The following is a 24,075-nucleotide window of genomic DNA, read 5'->3' as shown; positions in this document are numbered from 1 at the left end:
GCGGGGGTGCGCTTAGTCGTCTACGTCCGGGTACTCGTCGATCGATTCGTCGCCGCCGTACCTTGACTCCTCGGTCTCCACTTCCAGGATCTTGAGCAGCTGGGTGTCGGGATTGAGCATGATTGCGGCCTCGTCCCGGCGGTGGCGAAGGATGGAGTCGATGTAGGACTGCACTGCTTCCGCAAGGGGGATGTGCCGTTCCTGCTTTTCGGACATGTACCACCGGTGCTCCAGTACCTCGTGCACGGCTTCCGCCGGTTCGAGCTTGCCGGAGAGGTCCCGCGGAATGGAACGGACGATCGGTTCGAAGATCTGGCTGACCCACAGGTGGGCGCTGTATTCCTCGTCCATGTCCGGGTTGTTGTCGGCACGGAAGGTGTCCATGTCGTTGAGCAGGCGTCGGGCCTGGTTCTCCTGTGCATCCAGCCCGGTCAGGCGCAGCAGCCGCCGTTGGTGGTGTCCTGCGTCCACCACCTTGGGCTGGAGCTGGATGGTTGAGCCGTTCTGGGTGGTCTTGATGGCGTATTCCTCGACGTCGAAGCCGAGTTCGTTCAGCCGCCGGATACGGGCGCCTACACGCCAGCGCTCGCCGAGTTCGAAGGATTCCTTTTCGGTCAGCTCGGCCCACAGGCGGCGGTAGCTGTCCATGATGAGCTCGCTGGTGGCAACAGGATCCACCTTGTCCTCAATCAGGCCCCCGTCGAGCAGGTCCATGAGCTCACCGGCGATGTTCACGCGCGCGATCTCAAGATCGTACTCCCTCTGCCCGGTGGACAGGTCCGGATACAACTCGCCGGTTTCGGCGTCCACGAGGTAGGCGGCGAAGGCGCCGGCATCGCGGCGGAACAAGGTGTTGGACAGAGAGACGTCGCCCCAGTAGAAGCCGATGAGGTGCAACCTGACCATCAGGAGGGCCTGGGCATCGATGAGCCGGGTCAGGGTGTCCTTGCGCAGCATCTGCGAGAACAGTGCCCGGTAAGGCATGGAGAACTTCAGGTGCCGGGTGACCAGCACAGGGTTCAGCGGCCGGCCGTCCGGAGTGGTGCGGCCGGTGATGACGGCGACGGGTTCCACGCAGGGAACGTCCAGCCGTGCAAGCTTGCGCAGCATGTGATATTCGTGCCGGGCCACGTGCTCAGATGTTTCCTTGATGGCGATCACCGAGCCACCCAGGTGGGCAAACCGAACGATGTGACGGGAGATGCCGCGGGGGAGGGCAGCGAGGTTTTCGGCCGGCCAGTCCTCCAGGGCAATGTGCCAGGGCAGGTCCAGGAGCTCAGGATCGGCAGCCGCAGCCGTGATGTTCAGCGAGCTGGAGACCATGGAAAGTTTCTCGTCGTTGGCGCTGGCCGCCTCAAACCGGGGCAGTTTGCCGATCTGCGCGTAGTCGGTGGGTTCGTCGTGCCACTGGGCGCTGTTTTCCTCGGTCATGGGTTAATTCTTCCGTACATCGGGGCGGCGGCCTAAACCATGCGCTGCCTGGGGTTAACGCCGACGGCGGCCCGTCCTATGAGGAGGGGCCGCCGTCGGTTACGGGGACTAGTCGCCCAGGCGCAGGCCGGTCTTCGTGTCGAACAGGTGCACGTGGCCCGACTGCGGGCGGACGTAGATGATCTCACCCTTCATCGGGGGGCGGCGTCCGTCGACGCGTGCCACGATGTCGTGGTCCTTGCCGTCCAGCGTGGTGTGGCCGTAGACGTATGCGTCGGCACCCAGCTCTTCAACAACGTCAACTTCGACCTTGAGGCCTTCGCCGGCCGGGGCCGTCTCCAGGTCCTCCGGGCGTGAGCCCAGGGTGACGGTGCTGCCGTGTGCTTCTTCAAGGACGTTGCGCGGAACAGGGTAGACCGTTCCGCCGAACTGGACGCCGCCGTCGACGACCGGGAGTTCGAGCAGGTTCATGGCGGGGGAGCCGATGAAGCCGGCAACGAAAACGTTCTTGGGCTTGTCGTACAGGTTACGCGGGGTGTCCACCTGCATCAGCAGGCCGTCCTTGAGGACTGCAACGCGGTCACCCATGGTCATGGCCTCGACCTGGTCGTGCGTCACGTAAACGGTGGTGACACCAAGGCGGCGGGTCAGGGATGCGATCTGCGTACGCGTCTGGACACGGAGCTTGGCGTCCAGGTTGGAGAGCGGCTCATCCATGAGGAAGACCTGCGGGTTACGGACGATTGCGCGGCCCATGGCCACACGCTGGCGCTGACCGCCGGAGAGTGCCTTCGGCTTGCGGTCCAGGTAAGGCTCGAGGTCCAGAAGCTTCGCGGCTTCACGGACGCGCTCTGCACGCTCTTCCTTGCTGACGCCTGCGATCTTCAGGGCGAAGCCCATGTTGTCCGCCACCGTCATGTGCGGGTATAGAGCGTAGTTCTGGAAAACCATGGCGATGTCGCGGTCCTTCGGGGGAACGTCGGTGACATCGCGGTCGCCAATGAGGATACGGCCGGCGTTGACATCCTCAAGGCCTGCGAGCATTCGCAGTGAGGTGGACTTACCGCAGCCGGAGGGTCCAACGAGGACCAGGAATTCGCCATCGGCGATATCAATGTTGAGCTTGTCAACAGCGGGCTTCTCTGTGCCCGGGTACAGACGCGTAGCGTTATCAAAAGTAACTGTTGCCACAGTTATCAATCCCTTCACCGGCAGGTACGTGCCGGACGATCCGTTGTGAATGGTTCATGTAATTCAGTTATCCGCGGCATTGCAGCCGCGCACTCCCCGGCCGAAGCCGGAGAGTATCGCGTGACGCCGCACGGTACTTGTGCGCCACATCACACCCCAGAGTATGTCAGACGAATGGGCTTTCCACCTAAATGTTACAAACGTCACATGTGAGCCTGGTCAAGTTCGGCTACCCGCCGGATCTCCCGGACTCTTCCTCTGCCACCACGAGGCTGCGTTCCTGCAGCAGGGTTTCCAGCAGCTCAGCCACATGGACGGGGGCCTCAATGCGGAACTGCGCCTGGGTGAAGTCAAGCCCCACCTTGACACCCACATCGCCGGGTTCCAGGCGCGCCAGGGCGTCCTCGTCGGTGGTGTCATCCCCGGCGAACAGCACGGCCGTGGCGCCGGTGATCTGCCGCAGGAAGGTCACGCCCTCGCCCTTGGAAGCGTTGACCACCGAAGTCTCCAGGACCCGTTTGCCGTTCTTCAGGAAAACGCCCCTGCGGTCCTGCAGGACGGCGCGGGCCGCTGCCACAGCGTCTTCTGCTACGTCATCGGCCGCGAGCCGGGTGTGCAGGACCACGCCGGCAGGTTTGTCTTCCAGGAGGGTGCCAGGTGCCTGCTCCACGATCTCTTCGAGAATGCCGCGGACCTCGGCGAGCATGGCCTTCTGCCCGTCGTCCAGCGTCAACTCGGCGGAGCCGGGGCCCAACCAGGCTTCCGCGCCGTGGCTGCCGATCAGCAGCGTGTCCACCGGTGGCGAAGCCACCGCCCGCAGGCTCGCGAGGGCCCGCCCGGAGATGAGTGCCGTCGTCGTCCGCGGAAGGGCGGCCAGCCCGGCGAAGGCGGCTGCGGAGCGCGGAAGCGGCCGGGCGTCCTCGGCATGGTCAACGATGGGGGAGATGGTGCCGTCGAAGTCCATGGCCACCAGGAGATGCTCCGTCTGCGCGATGCGCCGGAGGGCCTCCCGGAGTTCCGGGGAGAGGGTCAGCGGGCCGTTGGCCGGGCGGGCATCAGGAGTCATCCCGGATCACCTTTTCATTCAGTGCCTGCAGGAAGTCCGCGGACCAGTGGTCCACGTCGTGTTCAAGGATCTGCTTGCGCATGGCCCGCATGCGCCGCGCTGCGTCCCTGGGGGACATGTTGACCGCGCGCATGATGGTGTCCTTGAGGCCGTCGATATCGTGCGGGTTCATGAGCAGCGCCTGTTTGAGCTGGTCTGCGGCGCCGGCAAATTCGCTCAGGACGAGCGCACCGTCGTTCTGTGTGCGCGCTGTGACGTATTCCTTGGCCACGAGGTTCATGCCGTCCCGCAGGGCCGTCACCAGCATCACATCGGCGGCCAGGTACAGCGCCACCATTTCCTCGACCGGGTAGCTGTGGTGCAGATAGCGGACGGCGGTGCTCTCGATGGTGTCGTACGTGCCGTTGATGTGGCCGACAGTGCCCTCCACCTCCTCGCGCAGGAGGCGGTACTGTTCCACGCGCTCGCGGCTGGGGCTGGCCACCTGGATGAGGGTGGCATCGCCCACGGTGAGCTTGCCTTCGTTCAGGAGCTCCTCGTAGGCCTTGAGCCGGTGCCGGATGCCCTTGGTGTAGTCGAGCCGGTCCACGCCCAGCAGGATCGTCTTGGGGTTGCCCAGGTCCTGGCGGATCTGGCGGGCGCGTTCGATGATCTCCGGCTTGCTCGCCAGCTCGGTGATGTGGCGGACATCGATGGAGATGGGGAATGACTGGGCACGGGCGATGTGCGTGATTTGGCCGTCGCCGCCCTTCACGTGGACCTGCTGCTGCTTGACGCTGGCACCGAGGAAGCGGCGCGCGGACCGCATGAAGTTCCCGGCGTCGCTGGCACGCTGGAAACCCACCAGGTCCGCGCCGAGGAGGCCGTCGATGATGGCCTGGCGCCAGGGCAGCTGGGCGAAGATCTCCGGGGGCGGGAAGGGGATGTGGTTGAAGAACCCGATCCGCAGATCCGGGCGCACTTCGCGCAGCATCCGAGGCACCAGCTGCAGCTGGTAGTCCTGGACCCAGACCGTGGCGTTCCGGTCCGCATGGGACGCTACGGCGTCGGCGAACCTTCTGTTGACCCGGCGGTAGGCATCCCACCAGGTCCGGTGGAACTCCGGCGGCGCGATGACGTCGTGATAGAGGGGCCAGAGCGTGGCGTTGGAGAAGCCCTCGTAATACAGTTCAATATCCTCGGTGCTGAGCTGGACCGGGACCAGGTCCATCCCTCCGTGGCTGAAGGGTTCAACGGTCTCGTCCGGAGCGCCGTGCCAACCGACCCACGCGCCGTCAGTCTTGGTCATCATCGGGGCGAGGGCTGTCACCAGGCCGCCGGGCGAACGACGCCAGCCGTCCCCGTCGTCACCGCCCCCTCCGCTTGGGCAGCGGTCAACAGGCAGCCTGTTGGAGACCACCATGAAGTCGTACTTCGTGCCTATGCCGGAGCTGTTTGCGGCGGAGCCGGTTTCAGGCGGAGCCATGGGTTTTTCCTGGACGGGTGTTTGCATTGCGGCCCCCTGGGGTTGCTTGTGCCTCTTAGCCCACCCTAACGGGGCGGAATCTTCCGTGCTATTCGTCCGTTGGTCAACTGGAGGAATACTTGACAGCGCAAGCTCCTAGGTTTCTCCCCTAAAATGATGAAGTTGCCACTGAGTGGTCCCCACATCGATCGACCCAAGGAACACATGACCCCCGCAAATGAAGTACGTAAGTCCAAGGCTGAGCGAACCGCGGAGGCACGCGAGAAGGCGCGCCTCATCCGCGAAGCCCAGCTGAAAAAGGACAAGCGCAACAAACTGCTGATCGGCTGGGGCATTGTGGCGGCAGTGGTTGCCATCCTGGTGATCGTGGCACTTGTGGTGACCACCAGCATGAAGCAGAACGCACCCATCGCGGACCAGGGCCCCACGCCTGCCAATGGAAACGCCCACGGCGGCGTAACATTGCTCGCCAACACGGACGTGGCCAAGTCGGAGCCCACCACCGTTAATGCGGCAGACGTGCCGGACAAGCCCGCAACAGTCCCCGCCCAGGTGGTTGCACCGGGCGCCGAAGCCGAGGCCGGAAAGCCCGTCAAGGTGGTTCTCTACATCGACTTCATCTGCCCGGTATGCAAGGACTTCGAATCGAAGTACAACGAGCAGCTGACTTCCCTGCGAAACGACGGCAAGATCACGGTCGAATACAGGCCGCTGGGGTTCCTGGATTCCAGGTCCACCACGAACTACTCCTCCCGGGCCGCCAACGTCGCGGCGTGCGTTGCCAATTCATCACCGGATAAGTACGCGGCGCTGGTGGACACGCTCTTTGCGAAACAGCCCGCAGAAGGCAGCGCAGGCATCTCAGACAACGACCTGAAGAAGATGGTCACCGACATCGGAGCCCAGGACATCAGCAAATGCGTTGATGACAAGACCTACCGGCCCTACGTGGCCTTCACCACCAAAGAGGCCGCCGCTATCGGTGTCACCGGAACTCCGACAGTTTTCGTGGACGGCAAGCAGTGGGGCAAGGGCGACAGCGCCCAGACCCCGTTCCCTGACTTCCTCCAGGCTGCAATCGCCGCCAAAGGCTAGTTAGCCGCGAAGGCCCGGTTCCGGAATGATCTGGAACCGGGCCTTCGTTGTTCCGTGCGGCTTCCGCTGGTTCCGGCGTTTTTACCAGCGGGTGGACTTGGGCTAACCTTATCTAGCGTCGTTTCTGCGCAGGCCCTCCGGGGCGCGCCTCCTTAGCTCAGTTGGCCAGAGCACCGCTCTTGTAAAGCGGGGGTCGTCGGTTCGAATCCGACAGGAGGCTCAACGAAGGTTGCGGTACTTCTCCAGCCGCCCTGTCAGCAGTTCGCTGATCCCCGACGTAGACAGCGTGGCTAGTTCGTATTCGATCGCCTGTCCCATGCGCTGGCAGAAGGCCCGGGCCTCCAGCGCGGCGTCGCCGCGTTCGTCCACGATGTGCTCCACCAGGCCGCAGGCATACAGGGATCCGACGTTGACGCCCTGTGCCTGAGACATCTCGGCGGCAAAGTCGATGCTGCGGTGCACGATGGCGCTGGCGCCTTCCGGCGGCAGCGGCGAGAGCCAGGCATGCTGGGCGGCGATGGTCCGGTCGGCCGGCAGCAGAGCCAGTGCGCCGCCACCCGCTCCCTGACCCAGCAGTACTGACACAGTGGGTGAATTCAGGCCAATGAGGTCGTGCAGCGACCTGGCGATTTCGCCGGCCAATCCTCCTTCTTCGGCTTCCTTGGAGAGGGCTGCGCCACCCGTGTCGATCACCGTCAGCAGCGGCAGCCCGAGCTCCTCGGCCAGCCGCATCCCGCGCCGCGCCTCCCGGAGCGATGCCGGGCCCATCGCTGTCTCCTGCGATGGCCGGGGCCGCGTGTGGCCGATCACCACACAGGACATCTGGCCAAAGCGGGCCAGGGCAAGCAGCAATCCCGGGTCCTTTTCCCCCTGGCCCGTGCCATTAAGTGGAAGCACATCGCGGGCACCGTGGGCCAGCAGCTGGCGCAGGTCCGGACGCCGCGGATTCCGGGAGATCTGGATTGATGTCCACGCCCCGGCATCGGACGGCCTGACAGCGAGGGTGCGCGGCTGGCGGATCCTCGGCTGCGGTCCCGTCACCAGAATGCTCAGTGCACGGTCGACGACGTCGGACAGCTGCCAGGGCGGGACCACCGCGTCCACGAGCCCCTTGTCGAAGAGATTCTCGGCCACCTGGACATTGTCCGGGAAGGGGCCGCCGTACAGCGCCTCGTAGACGCGGGGCCCCAGGAAGCCGAGCAGGGCGCCGGGCTCGGCCACGGTGATGTGCCCGAGGGATCCCCATGATGCCATCACACCGCCGGTGGTGGGATGGCGGAGGTAAACCAGGTAGGGCAGCCCGGCCTGGCGGTGGGCCCGCACCGCGGCGCTGATTTTCACCATGGACAGGAAAGCGATGGTGCCTTCCTGCATGCGTGTGCCGCCGGACGCCGGCCCGGCCAGAAGCGGAAGGCCCTCCCGCGTTGCCCGCTCGACGGCGATCACGATCCGTTCCGACGCGGCCAGCCCGATGGAGCCGCCCAGGAAGCGGAATTCACTGACGATGACTGCCACCCTGCGGCCGCGGATCAGGCCTTCTCCGGTCAGCACGGACTCGTCCACGCCGGTCTTTTCGCGCGCGGCCGCCAGTTCCTGCCGGTAATCGGGGCTGGGATCGGGGTCTACCGCCCGACTGTCCCAGCTGGTGTAGGAGCCCGGATCCAGCACGGTGGTGATGAGTTCGGTGGCGTCCAGATGACGGGCTTTCTGGCCTGTCGGCGTGCTCAATGTTCTTCCCCTGGATTGGCAGCTCCGTTAACTGCGCCGTTGCTTGCGCCTTTACCGGTCCGGCCGGCGGGTGCCAGTCCAAGCCATTGCCGGATCTGTTCCCCGTCCTGATCCAGCAGCGGCGGCGCCGTATGGGCCTTGAGCGTCGTTTCGGCGGTATCGGAGGTGCTGAAGAAGCGCAGCGGGGGCCCGGGGAGGCTGACATTGCCGAGGATTCGGTGGTCGACGTCGATCACCAGGCCTTGGGAGCGGACCTGCTCCCATGCGTAGACTTCGTCCAGGGTCCGCACCTTGCCGGCCGGAATTCCGGCTTCGTTCAGTTTGGCGAGCAGCGGTTCGGCGTCGATGTCGGAGAATACGCGCTCCACTTCTTCGATGACCTTTTCCCGGTTCCGTACCCGGTCTGCGTTCGTCGCGAATTCCGGCAGGGCGGCGTCAATCCCGAAGGCCGAGGCAAACGTGGTCCATAGCTTCTCGCTGCCCACGCTGATCTGTACGCGCCCCTGCCGGCAGTGGAAAAGCCCGTAGGGCGCGATGGATGGGTGGTGATTGCCCTGAGCCTTCGGAGTCTCGCCCGCAACGGTGGCCCGGGTGCCCTGAAAGGCATGGACGCCGATCAGCGCCGCGAGCAGGGACGTCCGGACGATCTGCCCCTGGCCCGTCCGTTCGCGCTGGAGCAAGGCTGCCAGGGTGCCGAATGCCCCGTACATCCCGGAGAGCAGATCGGCAATGGGCACTCCCACCCGCTGGGGGTCGTCCGGGCCCGACCCCGTCAGTGACATGAGCCCCGCCTCGCCCTGGAGGATCTGGTCGTAGCCGCTGCGCCAGGATTCGGGCCCGTCGTGGCCGAAGCCGGTGATCGACAGGATGACCAGGGCGGGGTTCAGGGCATGCATTTTTGCGGCCGGGAACCCCAGCCGGTCCAGCACGCCGGGGCGGAAGTTCTCGATCACCACGTCGGCGCGTCCTATGAGTTCGCGCAGCACCGAGCGCCCGTCGTCGCTCTTCAAGTCCAGCGCGATGGACTCTTTGTTGCGGTTGCAGGACAGGAAGTACGTGGCCTGGGGATCGTCGTCAGGGCCGACGAAGGGCGGCCCCCATCCCCGCGTGTCGTCCCCGGTTCCCGGGTTTTCGACCTTGATGACCCGCGCGCCGAGGTCAGCGAGCATCATTCCGGCGTGGGGCCCGGCGAGGGCACGGCTCAGGTCCACTACGAGATAGCCCGAGAGGGGGCCTTCAGCTGGGGACATGGATTCGGTGCTCATGATGGCTGGTCCTTTTCTTGCAGTTCGGGAGATTGCCGGTGGCTGGTCTGCTGCATGCGTTTCGTGCCGGCTACATCCAGCCCGGGACCACCATCGCCAGCCACGCGATAACCGGACCCGCGATGACGACGATGCCGCTGTAGGCCAGGATCTGCTTGTAGAACTTCTCCTTGTCCACGTCTTCAGGGGCGTTGGCGAGCACCAGGGCTCCGTTCGTTGAGAAAGGTGAAACGTCCACGATCGTGGCGGAGACTGCGAGCGCCGCGATGACGCCGACGGCCCCAATTTGGCCTGTCGCAAGGAACGGCACAGCAAGCGGGATGAGGGCCGCGAGGATGGCAGTGGAGGAGGCGAAGGCGGATACTACGGCACCGATGTAGCAGATCAGCAGGGCAGCCATGAGGGGCATGCCCAGATCCGCGACCCCGCCGGAGACGAATTTGATGGTGCCAGCTTCCTCAAGGACGCCGACGAAGGTCAGCATGCCGCAGATCAGCAGCACGGTGGACCAACTGATCTTGTTCACCGCCCCCTTCTGGGCGGCCGGGGAGACAAGTGCCAGAACGATGGCGATGGTGATCGAGACGAATCCGACGTCGACCTTGAATCCCAACGAGATGACGGCCAGGGCGATCAGGCCCAGGATGGTGACGAGCTGGGGCATGCTGGCGCGGGCGCCATGGGATTCAGTCCCCGCTGTCCGGCCCTCAGACGAGGCGCCGGAAGCGGTCCCCGCCCCGGAAACGGAGGCGGAGGAGATGTCCGAACCGGAGCCTTGCAGCGTGACACCCGCCGCGCGGGCCCCGACGCTGACGGCCATTCGCGACTCCGCGGCGTGGCCCACGAGACGACCGGCTTTCGTGGCGAGCAGCTTGCTGCCGCCGAGGACGATGAAGAGAACCAGGGCAATGAGGAAGTTGAAGATCAGGCTGGCCAGGAAAATTGCCATGGGGCTCGCCGCGAGTTCTGTTTTGGCGATGATGCCGTTGACCGTGACCCCGTAAACGGCGATGGGGGAGAAGCCGCCGGCCTGTGCGCCGTGGATGACCATCATGCCCATCATCAGCGGATTGATTTTGTGTTTGGCGGCGAAGCTCAGCGCGATCGGCGCGATGATGGCGACGGCGGCGGGAGACAGTGCGCCGACGGCGGTGATCACCGCGGTAATGGCGAACATGACCCAGGGAATGAGGGCCACTTTGTTGCCCACCAACCGCACGGCGCCTCGCACCAGCAAGTCGATGGTTCCGTTGTTCTGGGCGATGGCGAAGAGGTAGGTGACACCAACGATCGTGAGGAACAGACCGCCGGGGAAATTGGCCAGGATGTCATTGGTTGACATGCCAAGGACGACCGAGCCCAGCAGGAAAGCTCCCACAAAGGCCAGGGCACCCATGTTGAGGGGCAGCACCGTGGCCAGCAGGAACATCACCGCCAGGATGATGATGGAAAGGACGGGAGCGGACATCTTTGTTCCTCCGGATCAAGAGAGATTGATGTGACGTGGCTTACTGGCTCACTGGCCTAGCCTCCTAGACACCCGGTGAGTTTGTCAATAGTTCTCCGCTAAGCTGGTGCCAAGAACGTCGCGGAAGGACGGGCATGCCAAAGAAGACAGCCACGCATCACATCTCCCGGGTCTCGCGGCCAAGGCTTTACGAGCAGCTGGTGGAGCAGCTCATGGAGTTCATCGAGGCCGCGCAGCTGGGCCCGGGGGACACTCTTCCGGCTGAGCGCGACCTGGCTGAACGGCTGGGCGTCTCGCGGGCGACGCTGGCCCAGGCCCTTGTTGCCTTGGAAGTCCTCGGCGTGATTGATGTCCAGCATGGAACGGGAGCAGTGCTTGTCTACCGGCCCAACGTTCCATCCGTGATCAAGGGCCTGCGCGAGCACCGCAGCCGGCTCCCGGAGATTGTCGAAGCGCGAAGCACCCTCGAGGTCAAGCTCGCTGAGCTCGCCGCCGCCAGGCGGACGGACGCGGACATGAGGGCCATCGACAAGGCGCTGGACGCCATGGCCGAAGAAGTGGCTTCAGGCGCCAAGGGTGCGCATGGCGACGAACTGTTCCACCAGGCCGTCACGGCCGCGGCGCACTCCGCAGTGCTGGCGCAGCTCATGTCGTTCATTGCCGGAATGATCCTGGAAACCCGCCTCGAATCGCTCGGGCAGCCCGGCCGGCCGGAGCAGTCACTGGCCTCGCACCGCAGGATCGCCGATGCCATCCGCCAGCAAAACCCCGAGGCTGCCTCTGCGGCCATGCTGGAGCACATCGATCTCGTGTCTGATGTCGCCCTGCTGAAATAAGGAGTAGTGGCCGCGGAAGGCAGCCACTCCTCTCCTCTCCGATGCGCTTACTCAGGTCCCGCCGTCGAGAAGGTCTATGAGCTCCAGGCCGCGGCGGGCCCAGTCGATTTCGGTCGCGGCCCGGGCGACCAGCCCTTCGTAGGTGAAGATTTTGAACTGCACCGTGCGATCGCGGTCCTCTTCCGGGGTCACTTCGAGACGTTTCGCCAGCATGATGTTGGTCCCGCTGCGGAGCTCCGCGATCATGTTTTCCCACTGCTCCCGGCGCACCTCATGATAGGCGATATGGGCCCTCATCTGCGCGCGTGCTGATTCAGGCGAGGCCCATTCGAGGTAGGCAGCCTTGAGGTGCACGGGATCACGCTCCCGTGAGTACTCCAGCGGGGTGTTCATCCATTCCCGGAAAGCCGCGGTTCCCGCCGCCGTGATCCGGTACCGGGTCTTCGTGGCCCGCGGGCCCCAGGGGACCTCTTCCCCTGTGAGCAGGGAGTCCTTTTCCATTCGGCGCAGTTCCGGGTAGATCTGCGAGTCGGGTGCGTGCCAGACATGTCCCACCGAGGACTCAAACCTCTTGGACAGGTCATAGCCGGTCATGGGCTCCACAGAAAGGAGCGCCAACAACGCATAGCGAAGACTCATGCAGTCTCTCCCCTGTCCTCTTGCAAATAACTATATCCATAGTTAGTCTGTGATCCACCACATTAACTATGGGGATAGGTATTGATGCCGGCCCCCTTTGCCCGTTTCTTGAGAACCAGCCCGGCTCCGTCATTGTCGACGCCCCGGGAGACCGGAAGGAATCATCGTGACAGCTGTGCGGACCCAGAGCTCCACAACGAACAAGCTCCCCGGGTACCCCCTGGATGCCTGGTACGTCGCAGCATGGGACAAGGAAGTCACACGTAAACCCATGTCCCGGAAGGTGGCAGGCCGTCCCCTGGCGCTCTACCGCGCTGAGGACGGCAAGGCTGTGGCCCTCGCGGACGCCTGCTGGCACAGGCTGGCACCGCTTTCGATGGGCAAGACCCTCGGCCAGGACAGGATCCAATGCCCCTACCACGGCATTGTCTACAACTCCGCGGGCCGCTGCGTGTCAATGCCCGCTCAGGAAACGATCAACCCGAGCGCCACGGTGCCCTCATTCCCGATAGTCGAGCGCTACCGGTACGTCTGGGTGTGGCTTGGTGACCCCGCCAAGGCCGACCCTCGGCTCGTCCCGGACATGCACCAGCTCGACTCCCCGGATTGGACCGGCGACGGGGAAACGATCTACGCCCCGTGCAACTTTCAGCTGGTCCTGGATAACCTCATGGACCTCACGCACGAGGAATTCATCCACTCCTCCTCAATCGGCCAGGAAGAACTCAGCGAATCCGACTTTGTGGTCACGCATGATGATGAGACCGTGACAGTGGCGCGCTGGATGTTCAACATTGATGCACCGCCGTTCTGGCTGAAGAACATGAGGGACAGGTTCCCGGGTTTTGAGGGCAAGGTGGACCGCTGGCAGATCATCACCTTCCGTTCCCCCTCTGTCATCAACATTGATGTCGGGGTGGCCAAATCCGGGACGGGGGCTTTTGAGGGCGACCGGAGCCAGGGCGTCAACGGCTTCGTCATGAATGCCATCACGCCGGAAAGCGACAAGACCTGCCATTATTTCTGGGCGTTCATGCGTAACTACCGCCTGGACAGCCAGCTGATCACCACCCAGCTGCGCGACGGCGTGCACGGCGTCTTCGGCGAAGACGAGGCAATGCTTGCCGCGCAGCAGGCGGCCATCGATGCCAACCCGGACTACGAGTTCTACAACCTGAACATCGATGCCGGCGGCATGTGGGTGCGGCGCCTCATCGAACGCCAACTCGAGGCCGAAGGCCGCCTGGTTCCCCTCGCGTAGGGCGGCCAGGCAGATACGGGACGGAAGCCATGGCAGCATCCAACATAGAGGTCTGGCAACTGGGAACAGTTGTTGAGACGGTCAACATCGCCACAGACATCCAGCGGCTGGTCCTGGAACCATCCATGCCCAGGAAAGCGGAGCCGGGCTCGCATATCGACGTGATGGTCAGCATCGATGGCCACGAGGACAGGCGTTCCTATTCAGTGGTGGAATCCAGTCCTGATGGCAGGAGGCTGGTCATCAGCGTCCTGGAGGCGCCGCTCTCGCGCGGGGGCTCCAGGTTCATTCATTCACTGAGGCCGGGCGATGAACTGCAGATGACCCAGCCCCTGCAGAACTTCCCGCTTCGGGTTGGAGCAGAACGATACATGCTGCTGGCCGGCGGCATCGGCATCACGGCCATGATGAACATGGCGGCGGTTCTGAAAAACCTCGGCGCCCAATACACCTTCGCCTATGCCGGTCGCACCCGCCGGGCCATGGCCTACCTGCGCGAGCTGCAGGAAATGCATGGCCGGAGCCTGGCAGTCCATGTGGACGACGAAGGCACGTCATTGGATGTGAACGCCTTGGTCGCACAAGCGGACGAGGGCACCGAGCTGTACATGTGCGGACCCATCCGCCTCATGGATGCCGTCCGCCGTGCCTGGGCGGAGCGTGGCCTGAGCTTCCCCAACTTGCGGTACGAGACTTTCGGCAACAGCGGCTGGCACGACCCGGAGGAGTTTGTCGTGAAGGTGCCACGCCTGAATCTTGAAGTGAAGGTCGGCCAGGGCAGATCAATGCTCGAGGCTCTTGAAGATGCCGGCGCCGACATGATGTTCGACTGCCGCAAGGGTGAGTGCGGCCTGTGCGAGGTGCGGATCCTCCAGCTCGAAGGCAGCATCGACCATCGCGATGTGTTTTACAGTGCGAGACAGAAAAGGGCCGCGGAAAGAATGGCTTGCTGCGTCTCCCGGGCCGTCACCTCCAAGGCAGGGCTGCCGGCTGGTGCATCTGGTGACGGACTTGCGGTCGTCACCATCGAAGTCACCTAGCGCGGGGGCATGATTTTTATGTTGCCCCTCGTCGTTCCTCATGCTCTAGTGGACAGATGCGAAACATGGCAGTTTCGGTAGCCGACGGCGGCTCAACCTCGACGCAAGGACGCGTTGCGGCGCGCAGCAGCATTCCGGACGAAGCAATGGAAATCGGCGGACGTGTCTGGTATCCGCACGATCTGGCTTTCGGGAGATCCGTTGCTGATTTCCAGTGGCGGCTCAAAGCGGTGAGCCTGGAGGGGCTGACCGTAGGGATGCTCGAGTACGGCATGCCAGTGAAGATCACCACCGGGGAACTGGAAGACGCCTACCAGGTCAATTTTCCGCTCTTCGGCAGGATACGTTTTTCGCAGGGCAACCGCGTGGTGGTGGGCAGCGCTGCCACCGCAGCCATCCACGGCCCCGTTCAGGCCACGAGCATCCAGGGGTGGTCCGAACCGACGCAGATGCTGGGCCTGAAGATCCCCGCCGCCCTGATGCACCAGGAACTTGAAGCACTCCTGGGCCGCTCTCCCCGGCAGCCTTTGGAGTTCGAAGGCTCATTTGACCTCACGTCCCACCGCGGCAAGGAGTGGCGCTCGGCGGTAGACCTGCTTGTCGCCAGCCTGCGCAGTCCGGACTCGCTGCTGTCCACGCCCCTGGTGGCCCGGGCCGCTGTCCAGTACGCAGTCCGCGGCCTGCTGCTGTCGGCGCCCAATAACTTCAGCGAAGAACTGGCCGGGGCCGTAGAGACAGTGGGGTCCGCCTCTGTCCGGCGCGCCGTCGACTTCATGGAGGCCAACGCGCACCTCCCGCTCACCCTCGAAAGTGTGGCCGCGGATGCCTGCGTCAGCCCGAGGGCGCTCCAACAGGGCTTCCGCGCGCATCTCGACTCCACGCCAATGGAGCACCTTCGCGGCATCCGTCTCCGCAAGGTCCGGAGCGAACTGCTGTCCGGCACCGCATCCACGCGGATCAACGAGGTGGCAGCACGCTGGGGATTCCCGCACGCCGGCAGGTTCGCTATCCGCTATGCGAAGACTTTCGGCGAGCACCCGTCTCAAACCTTGAAGCGGATAACCGGAAACTGACCGCCGCCCGCAGGGGCCTATCCATTTCCCGCAAGGGTCCTGTTGTTTCGCCCCCGTTCTTCAAGAATCATGATGCAGGTCACATCCAGACGCCCGGAGATGCACGCCGGATTCAGATGATCTCGTGAAGGAACAGAAAAATGACTATCCAGGAGTTCCGGACGACGGCGTCCGACCTGCCGGACGCCGTCGTAAACGGCCGCTTGTTCATCAACGGCGTGTGGCGGGAGGCGTCCGACGGCGGCACGACGGCGATCATCAATCCCGCGACCGGCGAGGTGGCAGCAACGGTTGCAGCCAGCACGACGTCGGACGCCGATGCGGCAGTTGCCGCGGCCAAGGCAGCATTCGAGGACGGACGCTGGTCCGGCCTCAGCGGCCGCGAGCGGTCCCGGATCCTGAACAAGGCGGCGCAGCTGATCCGGGAGCGGGCCGAGGAACTGGCACTGACCGAAAGCACCGACGTCGGGAAGCCCATTACCTTCGCCCGGGCAGTGGACGTGGCGACGGCAGCGGACCAGTACGAATATGTGGCAGCCCTGGCGCAGCAGCTGGACGGCTCGGTCCGGGAAACGCCGCTGCACGCGCACGCCTTCACCCGGCGCGAGCCGCTGGGCGTGGTCGTGGCAATCACTCCTTTCAACTTTCCGCTGATCCTGTCCAGCACCAAGATTGCCGCTGCCCTGGCCGCTGGCAATTCAGTGGTCCACAAGCCGGCCGGTGACACGCCGTTGAGTGCGCTGCTCATGGCCGGGATCCTTGCCGATGCAGGCGTTCCCGCCGGTGTCTTCAACGTCGTGACGGGCTCAGGCGGAACGCTAGGCGACCATCTTGTGGCCCACCCGGATGTCAGCAAAGTGGCGTTCACCGGATCAACTGACGTGGGCCGGAAGGTGGCGGCGCTCGCAGGCCAGAACCTCCGGCCTGTCACCGCGGAGCTGGGTGGCAACGCCGCCAACATCCTCTTTGCGGATGCCGACCTGGACAAGGCAATCGGTACCGTCATCGGCGCCTTCGTCTTCAACTCCGGCCAGTTCTGCATGGGCGGTCCGCGGCTCCTGGTGGAACGGCCCGTCTACGAAACAGTCCTGGGCATCCTGAAGGACGCAGTCGCGGGCGTGCCGGTCGGTGATCCAACTAACCCGGGGACGGTGGTGGGGCCGATGGCCAGCAGGAAGCAGCTGGACAAAGTGAGCTCCTATGTGGAGGCAGCAAAGGCTGCAGGCGGCGAGATCATCGTGGGCGGGGGACCGCTGGACCTCGACGGCGGCTTCTACTACCAGCCGACAGTCATCGCCGGGCTGGGCAACGATGCGGCTGCCGTCCAGGAGGAAATCTTCGGTCCGGTCCTCACGGTTCAGCCGTTCGATACGGAAGAGGAAGCCATCGCGCTGGCTAACAGCACTGAGTACGGGCTCGCCTCAGGTGTCCAGACGTCGAACATCTCCCGCGCCCACCGGGTCTCCTCGAAGCTCGACGCCGGCATTGTCTGGGTGAACTCCTGGGCCTTGCTGGATCCGGCCGTGCCGTTTGGCGGGGTGAAGAATTCCGGCTGGGGGCGCGAGTACGGGCCTGAAGCCCTGGAATCCTACACCCGCACAAAGTCCGTCATTATCGCCACCGACTAGGAGCCGGACATGTCACTCATCACTGAAGCAGCCGTTGTTGAATCGGCCGGTGGACGATTTGTCATCCAGCCGGTACTCCTGGATGACCTGCAGCCGCACGAAGTACTCGTCGACATCAAGGCCGCCGGACTCTGCCATACGGATCTGTCGGTTGCGGGAGGCGGACTCCCCTTCCCCCTCCCGGGGGTGCTCGGCCACGAGGGTGCCGGAGTGGTCTCAGCGGTCGGCTCAGCCATCAGCCGCGTTGCTCCAGGGGACACCGTCATCTTGTCCTTCACCTCCTGCGGCCGCTGCGGCAATTGCCGGGACGGACATCCGGCCTACTGCGACACGTGGCTCCCGGCGAACCTGATCGGCGGGGCCCGGATCGATGGAAGCTCACCCATATCCCGGGACGGCAAGGCCCTGGGCGGCCGCTTCTTCGGGCAGTCATCCTTCGCGCGGCAGGCTGTCGTGGACGAGCGGAGCGTGGTCAAGGTGGAAACAACACTTCCGCTTGAACTCCTCTCACCGCTGGCCTGCGGCGTACAGACCGGCGCGGGCGCCGTGTGGAACGCAATCCGGCCCAGGCCGGGCTCCAGCCTTGCCGTTTTCGGAGCAGGCGCTGTGGGTTTGTCCGCCATCATGGCAGCGGCGCTCAGCCCGGCCGTGACCATCATCGCCGTCGACATGGTTCCTGCGCGGCTGGAACTCGCACGGGAACTCGGGGCAACCCACACGATTCACGCGTCAGCGGTGCAGGACGTTCCCGCCGAGATCCGGCAGATCACCGGCGGCGGCGCGGACGCCGCAATCGAAGCCACAGGCAACACCAAGGTGCTGGAGCAGGCGGTCTTTTCGACGGCGGCGCGGGGTCAGGTGGTGGCAGTCGGCGCACCGGCGTTCGGGACAACGGCCGCAGTGGACGTCAACTTCATCATGCCCGGGCGGCGAGTACAGGGCATCACGCTGGGCGACAGTGAAACCGAAACGCTGATACCGGCGATCGTCGCGCTGATGGAAGCCGGCCGCTTTCCGGTGGAAAAGCTGATCAGCACCTACAAGCTTGAAGACGTTAACCTCGCAGCGGACGACATGAAGGCCGGCTCAGCCATCAAGCCCGTTCTGGTCCTTTAGGTACCAGCCACGGAAACCGGAGCACCAACAACGGGGACTCTTAATCCGAATCCATGAGTTCCAGCAGTTTTTTCGCGGCGTCGCGGATGTCATCATGCCCGTACTGGGCGGCCCTGCCTTCCAACGAGATGACCGCGCAGCGGTGAACCTTCTTGAAGTCGCCGAAGGGGAAGCTCACACTGCCCTTGGTGCCGTCCGATTTTTCGTCGTCCCTGCCCAGATGCCATTCCGCGAAAGCCGCGAAGCCGTGCTTGTCGATGAAGTTGTTTTCGTCGTCCGTGGAGGGCGCGTGCTCGCTCCAGTCGTCACGGACATCACGTTCGACCTTTCCGTCCTCGATGAGTTTGCGCGCTTGCTTAAGCGCCTTCCCGTTAAGTTTGACGGCCATGGTGCCTCCCCGGGCCACAATGTTGATATCGCGGTTCAAGCCTAGGACCGAAACTTAATTCCCGCGAGACTGTCCGGAAACGCCCCCACAACATTCGCTACGTACTTTCAGGACATGAGTCCTCCCTTCATGGCCCGCCTCCTGGCGTGGACAGCTGACGTGTTTATGTGTGATTCCGTTGACCAGGCGGCCGGCGCCATGGCCGACGCAACGCGCTGGGGCTGGCTGCCGGCGCTGAGCGGGGTAGCCCTCGGGCGTGACCACGCCCGCTCCGCACATGCAGCAGCAGGAGTGGCGCCCGGGCAGGACACCACGGAATCGGCCTAGGACACCGGCGGCTGGACGGAAAATACCACCCGGGAAGGGGAATTGCCGTCAGCAAATACGGCATCCACCGACCCGGAATGTCTATTGAGGCACACTTTTCTCCAAGGAACGGCATAATGACCTAAACTGCTTCACTGAGGTGCCTGAAATGGCGCAGCGCAGCAACGAAAGTGAACCACGCAAATGGCTACCGATTACGACGCTCCACGTAAGACAGAAGAAGATTCTCCCGCGGAATCGCTGGAGGCTCTTCAGGCATCCCGCGCGGGCAGCGCCCAGACTGCAGTGATCGACGTCGACGAGAACGATACTGCTGAAGGCATCGACCTCCCGGGCGCTGATCTCTCAAACGAAGAACTGACGGTCATTGTCGTTCCCGAGCAATCCGATGAATTCACCTGTTCGTCCTGCTTCCTGGTCCGCCACCGGTCCCAGGTTGCCAGGGAAAAGAACGGTATGAAGTACTGCCGCGAATGCGAAGGATAAACGGCCCCTGCCTGCACTCCGGAAGCGCCGGCCATCCCCTGGATGGCCGGCGCTTCCCATGTCTCGATCCGGTGTCGTTATCACGCATAACGGTGGCGTCCAGAAACGGCCAAAATATGGTCACTTTCTGCCCCTCATGCCATCCAGAATCACGTCCGCGTGACCGGAAACGGGGCTCCTTAACGGTTGCGTGCCGAAGCGGCCACAGCCCTACTTAAGGGCGTGGCAGGCTCCTACGCTTGAGCTACCTAATCACTCGAAGGGTGGCCCGCAATGAAAAAGATTCATACGTGGCTGGCAGCTATCTTGATGGCTGTCGGATTAGGTTTCCTGGCTCCGGGGCCCGCCTCGGCAACCACATCGTACTGTGGACTCGTTTGGGGGTCGCTGGCTGAAACAAATCCGGCGATGAGTACCGCTTCAGTAACCAACGTGCGGACGGGGCAGCACTACTGCTTCGACCGGATGGTGGTTGATCTCAACGGCCCTGCCGCCGGCTACACCGTCCGCTACGTCGACCACGTGGCACAGGACGGTTCTGGCAATCTGGTTCCGCTTCGGGGGCAGGCGTTCCTCCAGGTGACCGTGAAAGCACCGTCCTACGACGTCGAAACCGGCGCCGCTACGTATAGCCCGGCCAACCCGGCCGAACTGTCCAACGTTTCGGGATACCAGACCTTCCGTCAGGTAGCTTCCGCAGGAAGTTTTGAAGGCTATACCAGCATCGGACTGGGCGTCCGTGCCCGGCTCCCGTTCAGGGTCTTCACCCTGGATGGACCGGGATCCGGATCCCGGGTGGTTGTGGACGTGGCTCACTTCTGGTGAGCGGCGGACACAGCGACCTGACGTGAGGCACCGGCATTGAGATAAGCACAGGAAACCAAGAAAAACGGTGCCCTGCTCCGGAGATTGTCCGGGCAGGGCACCGTTTTTGGTGTCGGCGCTAGTGGCCGGCTACTCAGGAACCACCAGCGCGGGGGTGTCCCGGCGGATGGTCTCGCCCCGGAAGAACCCTGGGCTGACGCGGGCCATGATCGTCATGAAGACAGCTCCCATGGCCAGGATTCCGATCCCCAGGACAAAGACCAGTCCGATGCCGAAGACCTCCGACCCGCTGCCGAACTCGGGAGCCCAGCTGTCCATGGCCGTCTGCAGGAAGACTACGAACAGGCCGACCCCGCCAAGCACGGGGCAGAGGAGCCGGAGCACGAAGTTTCGGACGCTGCTGAATACGCTGTTCCTGAAGTACCAGGCGCAGGCGATGGCAGTGAGGCCGTAGTAGAAGCAGATCATCAGGCCCAGCGCCAGGATGGTGTCATTGAGGACGTTCTCGCTGATCACATGCATGACGGCGTAGAACCCCGCGGAGAGGATGCCGGCGGCAACGGTCGCGTAGCCCGGCGTCGAGAAGCGCCTGCTCATGCGGCTGAACGGTTCCGGCAGGGCGCCGTAGTGCGCCATGGCCAGGAGGCTCCGTGACGGCGACATGAACGTGGACTGCAGTGAGGCAGCGGAACTGGACAGGACAGCGAGGGACATCAGGATGGCGAATGGTCCCATGATCGGCGAGGCCAGCGCCGTGAAGATGTTCTCGTGGTTCTCCGTGTTGTTCAGCCCGTTGCCTGTGTCCCCGACGCCGGCGAACATCATGGTGGCGATGCTCACCAGAAGGTAGATACCCAGGACAATGATGGCAGTCAGGGTGCCGGCGAGGCCTGCGGTCTTCTTGCCGTTCGCGGTTTCCTCGTTCACGGTGAGGCAGACGTCCCAGCCCCAGTAGACAAAGATGGACAGCGAGATCCCCGCTGCGATCTGGCCGAAGGTCTCGATTCTGGTGACATCGAACCAGTCCCAGCTGAACGGGATGGCTGTCTCCGAGGTGGACCAGTTGGCGAAGGCCATTGCCACAAACAGTCCAAGGACCAGCAACTGGAATCCCACCAGGCCGTACTGGACCAGTTTGGTGGTGTGGAGGCCGCGGTAACTGACCCACACGGCCAATGCGACGAAGACGAAGCAGGTCAGCACGTTCAGTGGCTTGTTGGCGGCGAGGTCGGCGAGCTCGGGTGAGCCCGTCAACTGGGAGAGGAAGAGGTAGAAGAAATCCACGGCCACTCCGGCCAGGTTGGACAGGACGATGATATTGGCTGCGAGGAGCCCCCAGCCGCCCATCCAGCCCACCCATGGACCGAAGGCCTTCGTGACCCAGGTGAACGTGGTGCCGCTGTCCGGTGAATCGGCGTTGAGTTCCCGGTACGCGAGGGACACCAGGATCATGGGGATGAAGCCGATGAGGAAGATGACGGGCAGCTGCAGCCCGGCCTCGTTGACCGTGGGCCCCAGGGCGCTTGTCAGGGTGTAAGCCGGGGCAATTGTGGAGATGCCAAGGACGACCACGGCGAGGAGGCCCAGTTGCCCGCCTTTCAGGCCTTTGGGCGTGATGCCGTGCGCCGTGCTGGGGGCATTACGGATGGTTTGGGTCATGTCCGTACTTTCTAGGAGGCAGCAGGCTGCTGTTGGGTGATGCAATGGATTCCGCCGCCACGGGCGAAGAGCTCCCGGGCGTCGATGCTGAAGACGCGGCGGCCGGGATAGGCCTCGGCCAGGATTTGGAGGGCCTTGTCATCGTTGGGGTCCGCGAAGCCGCAGGCCAGGACGGCTCCGTTGAGGACCACATGGTTGATGTAACTGTAGTCAACGTAACCTTCGTCGTCCTTGAGAGCAGCCGGGGCAGGAACCTCGATGATGTTCCAGGACCTGCCTGCGGCATCCTGCGTGGTGCGCAGGAAGCTGATGATGTCGCGGCAGACCTCGAAGTCCGGGTGTTCCGGGTTCTGCTGCGAATGGACCAGAAGCGTCCCGGGCGACGGGATGGCTGCCACGATATCTACGTGTCCGCGAGTACCGAATCGTTCCGAATCCCGGGTCAGGCCGCGGGGGAGCCACACCACGTGCCTGGCCCCGATCGTCCGTGCCAGCTCCTTTTCTACGTCCTGCTTGCTGATCCCGGGGTTTCGCCCAGGATCGAGCTGGACAGTCTCGGTGACCAGCACCGTTCCCTCGCCGTCCACCTGGATCCCGCCACCCTCGTTCACGAGGGCGGAGACGATGTGATGGGCACCCGAACGTGCGGAGAGCTCGGCGGCGATCAGGGCGTCCTTGTCCCAGCGCGCCCAGTCCTGCGCGCCCCAGCCGTTGAACACCCAGTCCACCGCGCCAAGCTTCCCCTGCCCGTCCAGCACAAAGGTGGGGCCGATGTCCCGCATCCACGCATCGTTGAGCGGGGCGGGGAGCACCTCGACGTCAGGATGGAGATACCGGGCGGCGATATCGACGTCGTCGGGGTCCACCACCATGGTGACAGGTTCAAATTCGACGGCGGCGTTGGCTACCGCTGCCCACGTGGCACGCGCTGCGTGGGCGGCTTCCCGGGTGTCGCCGAGGGTGTACCCGCCGGTGGGGAAGGCCATCCAGAGGCGTTCCTGCGGTGCGGTTTCAGCGGGCATGCGCCAGCCGCTCATGCTGTCACCTCGTGATATTGGAGTGCGTCTCCGCCGAGCGGCTCGCCGTGGCGGACAGGCTCAGTCAGCCGGCCGTACGTGTCAGGGCGTCGCGTGGCGAGGAAGGGGAAGAGCCTCAGCCAGTCCCGGCGCTGGTCAAGGTCAAGGTCCGCCACAAGTACAGCGGATTCGTCGCGTGGCGCCTGGACCAGGATCCGTCCGTACGGATCGGAGATGAACGAGGAGCCGTAGAAGTTCAAGGTTCCTTCATTGCCCCAGCGGTTGGGTGCCACCATAAAGAGGCCGTTGGCGATGCCGTTTCCCACGATCACCTGCTGCCACAGCGGCTGCGTGTCGAAGTCCGGGTGATCAGGCTCGGAACCGATGGCCGTCGGGTAGACGATGATCTCCGCCCCGCCCAGCGAGTACAGCCTGGCCACCTCCGGGAACCACTCATCCCAGCAGGTGGGCATGCCCAGCCGGGCCCCCGCGAGTTCGGCCGGGGCGTGGACTTCATAGGCATCGGAAGCAGCCGGACCAGGCCGGAAGAACTTGTCTTCGTAGTAGCCGGCAGTCACAGGGATGTGCAGCTTGTGGGTGCGCGCCAGGAGCTCACCTCCGGGCGAGACCAGAATGGCCGTGTTGAGGCCAAGGCCGTCATCGGAACCATCAGGGTTGCGCTGGTAGAGGGAGGCATGGACGCTCACTCCGTGGCGGCGGGCCGAGTCTGCTGCAAAGCGGAAGGTGGGTCCTGTCAGCAGATCCTCAGCCGTGTCCGACGGCCGCGGCCGTACTGCGCCCGGCCGGGATCTGTCACTGACCGGCAAGGTGTCCGCGGGATAACGCGAGAGAGTCAGTTCGGGAAGGAAAACTGCGGTGGCGCCAAGCCGTGCCGCACGTTCAATGCCCTCGTCGAGTTCGGCCAATAAAGCCGCGTTGTCCGCGTGCCATTGGTGCTGCACCACGCCCACCCGAAGGGTGGGGCGTGCGGACGGCGTTGTCCGTGCCGGTGAGGCAGGTGCGTCGAGGCAGGAAATTTCAATCATGTGGCTACTCCAGTGAGACGACCGTC

General features: G+C 64.1%; 22 protein-coding genes and 1 tRNA gene. 11 read left to right on the top strand and 12 right to left on the bottom strand.

The genetic code is table 11. The features are described 5' to 3' along the window. Positions 1–12 precede the first annotated feature (12 nt). The 4 genes from QFZ40_RS16360 to QFZ40_RS16345 form a co-directional block, all read right to left on the bottom strand. Positions 13–1,431 carry a DUF4032 domain-containing protein gene (locus tag QFZ40_RS16360; protein ID WP_306905682.1) on the bottom strand — a complete coding sequence of 473 codons (1,419 nt, stop codon included), beginning with the start codon at positions 1,429–1,431 and terminating at the stop codon, positions 13–15. 108 nt (positions 1,432–1,539) lie between these two features. Continuing rightward, positions 1,540–2,622, bottom strand: coding sequence for an ABC transporter ATP-binding protein (locus QFZ40_RS16355; protein ID WP_306905681.1), 1,083 nt, complete (start codon positions 2,620–2,622; stop codon positions 1,540–1,542). Between the two features lie 229 nt (positions 2,623–2,851). Further along, a complete protein-coding gene (gene otsB / locus QFZ40_RS16350; RefSeq protein WP_306905679.1) occupies positions 2,852–3,688 on the bottom strand; it encodes a trehalose-phosphatase in 837 nt (278 codons plus the stop codon). Further along, entirely contained in the window at positions 3,678–5,180 is a 1,503-nt protein-coding gene (locus tag QFZ40_RS16345; RefSeq protein ID WP_373427441.1) for an alpha,alpha-trehalose-phosphate synthase (UDP-forming), read from the bottom strand. The genes otsB and QFZ40_RS16345 overlap by 11 nt, the downstream gene beginning before the upstream one ends. 177 nt (positions 5,181–5,357) lie before the next feature. Here QFZ40_RS16345 and QFZ40_RS16340 point away from each other — a divergent pair, with 177 nt between their 5' ends. Both QFZ40_RS16340 and QFZ40_RS16335 read left to right on the top strand, forming a co-directional pair. Beyond that, a complete protein-coding gene (locus tag QFZ40_RS16340) occupies positions 5,358–6,248 on the top strand; it encodes a DsbA family protein (RefSeq protein WP_306905677.1) in 891 nt (296 codons plus the stop codon). Positions 6,249–6,394: 146 nt separating this feature from the next. Continuing rightward, positions 6,395–6,468 (top strand) — tRNA-Thr (locus QFZ40_RS16335). Here the strand turns inward: QFZ40_RS16335 and QFZ40_RS16330 are convergent. The 3 genes from QFZ40_RS16330 to QFZ40_RS16320 form a co-directional block, all read right to left on the bottom strand. Continuing rightward, a complete protein-coding gene (locus QFZ40_RS16330; RefSeq protein ID WP_306905676.1) occupies positions 6,468–7,976 on the bottom strand; it encodes a carboxyl transferase domain-containing protein in 1,509 nt (502 codons plus the stop codon). The genes QFZ40_RS16335 and QFZ40_RS16330 overlap by 1 nt on opposite strands. Then, positions 7,973–9,241 (bottom strand): CaiB/BaiF CoA transferase family protein, encoded by a 1,269-nt coding sequence (locus QFZ40_RS16325; RefSeq protein ID WP_306905675.1) that lies wholly within the window; start codon positions 9,239–9,241, stop codon positions 7,973–7,975. The genes QFZ40_RS16330 and QFZ40_RS16325 overlap by 4 nt, the downstream gene beginning before the upstream one ends. A 70-nt stretch (positions 9,242–9,311) precedes the next feature. Continuing rightward, positions 9,312–10,709 (bottom strand): SLC13 family permease, encoded by a 1,398-nt coding sequence (locus QFZ40_RS16320; RefSeq protein ID WP_306905674.1) that lies wholly within the window; start codon positions 10,707–10,709, stop codon positions 9,312–9,314. A gap of 134 nt (positions 10,710–10,843) precedes the next feature. Between QFZ40_RS16320 and QFZ40_RS16315 the strand changes: the two genes are divergently transcribed. Then, a complete protein-coding gene (locus tag QFZ40_RS16315; protein ID WP_306905672.1) occupies positions 10,844–11,545 on the top strand; it encodes a FadR/GntR family transcriptional regulator in 702 nt (233 codons plus the stop codon). Between the two features lie 51 nt (positions 11,546–11,596). On the opposite strand, the gene QFZ40_RS16310 is transcribed toward QFZ40_RS16315, so the two are convergent. Then, the gene (locus QFZ40_RS16310) at positions 11,597–12,184 is read right to left on the bottom strand and encodes a PadR family transcriptional regulator (RefSeq protein WP_306905670.1); all 588 of its coding nucleotides are present in this window, start codon (positions 12,182–12,184) and stop codon (positions 11,597–11,599) included. Between the two features lie 166 nt (positions 12,185–12,350). Here QFZ40_RS16310 and QFZ40_RS16305 point away from each other — a divergent pair, with 166 nt between their 5' ends. The 5 genes from QFZ40_RS16305 to QFZ40_RS16285 all read left to right on the top strand — a co-directional run bounded on the left by QFZ40_RS16305 (position 12,351) and on the right by QFZ40_RS16285 (position 18,302). After that, positions 12,351–13,445 (top strand): aromatic ring-hydroxylating dioxygenase subunit alpha, encoded by a 1,095-nt coding sequence (locus QFZ40_RS16305; RefSeq protein ID WP_306905668.1) that lies wholly within the window; start codon positions 12,351–12,353, stop codon positions 13,443–13,445. A 29-nt stretch (positions 13,446–13,474) separates the two neighbouring features. Continuing rightward, on the top strand, positions 13,475–14,485 hold the full coding sequence (locus QFZ40_RS16300) for a PDR/VanB family oxidoreductase (RefSeq protein ID WP_306905667.1): 1,011 nt from the start codon (positions 13,475–13,477) through the stop codon (positions 14,483–14,485). A 65-nt stretch (positions 14,486–14,550) separates the two neighbouring features. Continuing rightward, entirely contained in the window at positions 14,551–15,558 is a 1,008-nt protein-coding gene (locus QFZ40_RS16295) for an AraC family transcriptional regulator (protein ID WP_306905666.1), read from the top strand. 140 nt (positions 15,559–15,698) lie between these two features. Then, positions 15,699–17,186 (top strand): aldehyde dehydrogenase family protein, encoded by a 1,488-nt coding sequence (locus tag QFZ40_RS16290; RefSeq protein WP_306905665.1) that lies wholly within the window; start codon positions 15,699–15,701, stop codon positions 17,184–17,186. Between the two features lie 9 nt (positions 17,187–17,195). After that, the gene (locus QFZ40_RS16285) at positions 17,196–18,302 is read left to right on the top strand and encodes an NAD(P)-dependent alcohol dehydrogenase (protein WP_306905664.1); all 1,107 of its coding nucleotides are present in this window, start codon (positions 17,196–17,198) and stop codon (positions 18,300–18,302) included. A 40-nt stretch (positions 18,303–18,342) separates the two neighbouring features. Here QFZ40_RS16285 and QFZ40_RS16280 read toward each other — a convergent pair whose 3' ends face one another. Next, positions 18,343–18,690, bottom strand: a complete 348-nt coding sequence (locus QFZ40_RS16280; RefSeq protein ID WP_306905663.1) for a hypothetical protein — start codon at positions 18,688–18,690, stop codon at positions 18,343–18,345. Between the two features lie 114 nt (positions 18,691–18,804). Here QFZ40_RS16280 and QFZ40_RS16275 point away from each other — a divergent pair, with 114 nt between their 5' ends. The 3 genes from QFZ40_RS16275 to QFZ40_RS16265 all read left to right on the top strand — a co-directional run bounded on the left by QFZ40_RS16275 (position 18,805) and on the right by QFZ40_RS16265 (position 20,328). Continuing rightward, positions 18,805–19,017 (top strand): hypothetical protein, encoded by a 213-nt coding sequence (locus QFZ40_RS16275; RefSeq protein WP_306905662.1) that lies wholly within the window; start codon positions 18,805–18,807, stop codon positions 19,015–19,017. A gap of 183 nt (positions 19,018–19,200) precedes the next feature. Further along, positions 19,201–19,503 carry a DUF4193 domain-containing protein gene (locus tag QFZ40_RS16270; RefSeq protein ID WP_306905661.1) on the top strand — a complete coding sequence of 101 codons (303 nt, stop codon included), beginning with the start codon at positions 19,201–19,203 and terminating at the stop codon, positions 19,501–19,503. Between the two features lie 273 nt (positions 19,504–19,776). After that, positions 19,777–20,328, top strand: a complete 552-nt coding sequence (locus QFZ40_RS16265) for an AMIN-like domain-containing (lipo)protein (protein ID WP_306905660.1) — start codon at positions 19,777–19,779, stop codon at positions 20,326–20,328. Positions 20,329–20,457: 129 nt separating this feature from the next. Here QFZ40_RS16265 and QFZ40_RS16260 read toward each other — a convergent pair whose 3' ends face one another. From QFZ40_RS16260 to QFZ40_RS16250, 3 genes are read right to left on the bottom strand one after another with little or no spacing between them, the layout of a single operon-like run. After that, a complete protein-coding gene (locus QFZ40_RS16260; RefSeq protein WP_306905659.1) occupies positions 20,458–21,987 on the bottom strand; it encodes an APC family permease in 1,530 nt (509 codons plus the stop codon). Positions 21,988–21,998: 11 nt separating this feature from the next. Further along, the gene (locus QFZ40_RS16255; protein ID WP_306905658.1) at positions 21,999–23,024 is read right to left on the bottom strand and encodes an agmatine deiminase family protein; all 1,026 of its coding nucleotides are present in this window, start codon (positions 23,022–23,024) and stop codon (positions 21,999–22,001) included. Beyond that, positions 23,021–24,049 (bottom strand): nitrilase-related carbon-nitrogen hydrolase, encoded by a 1,029-nt coding sequence (locus QFZ40_RS16250; RefSeq protein ID WP_306905657.1) that lies wholly within the window; start codon positions 24,047–24,049, stop codon positions 23,021–23,023. The genes QFZ40_RS16255 and QFZ40_RS16250 overlap by 4 nt, the downstream gene beginning before the upstream one ends. Between the last annotated feature and the right edge of the window lie 26 nt (positions 24,050–24,075).

It is taken from the genome of Arthrobacter pascens, from assembly GCF_030816475.1.
Lineage (GTDB): Bacteria > Actinomycetota > Actinomycetes > Actinomycetales > Micrococcaceae > Arthrobacter > Arthrobacter pascens_B.
This window is presented reverse-complemented; position numbering and strand designations above follow the sequence as displayed.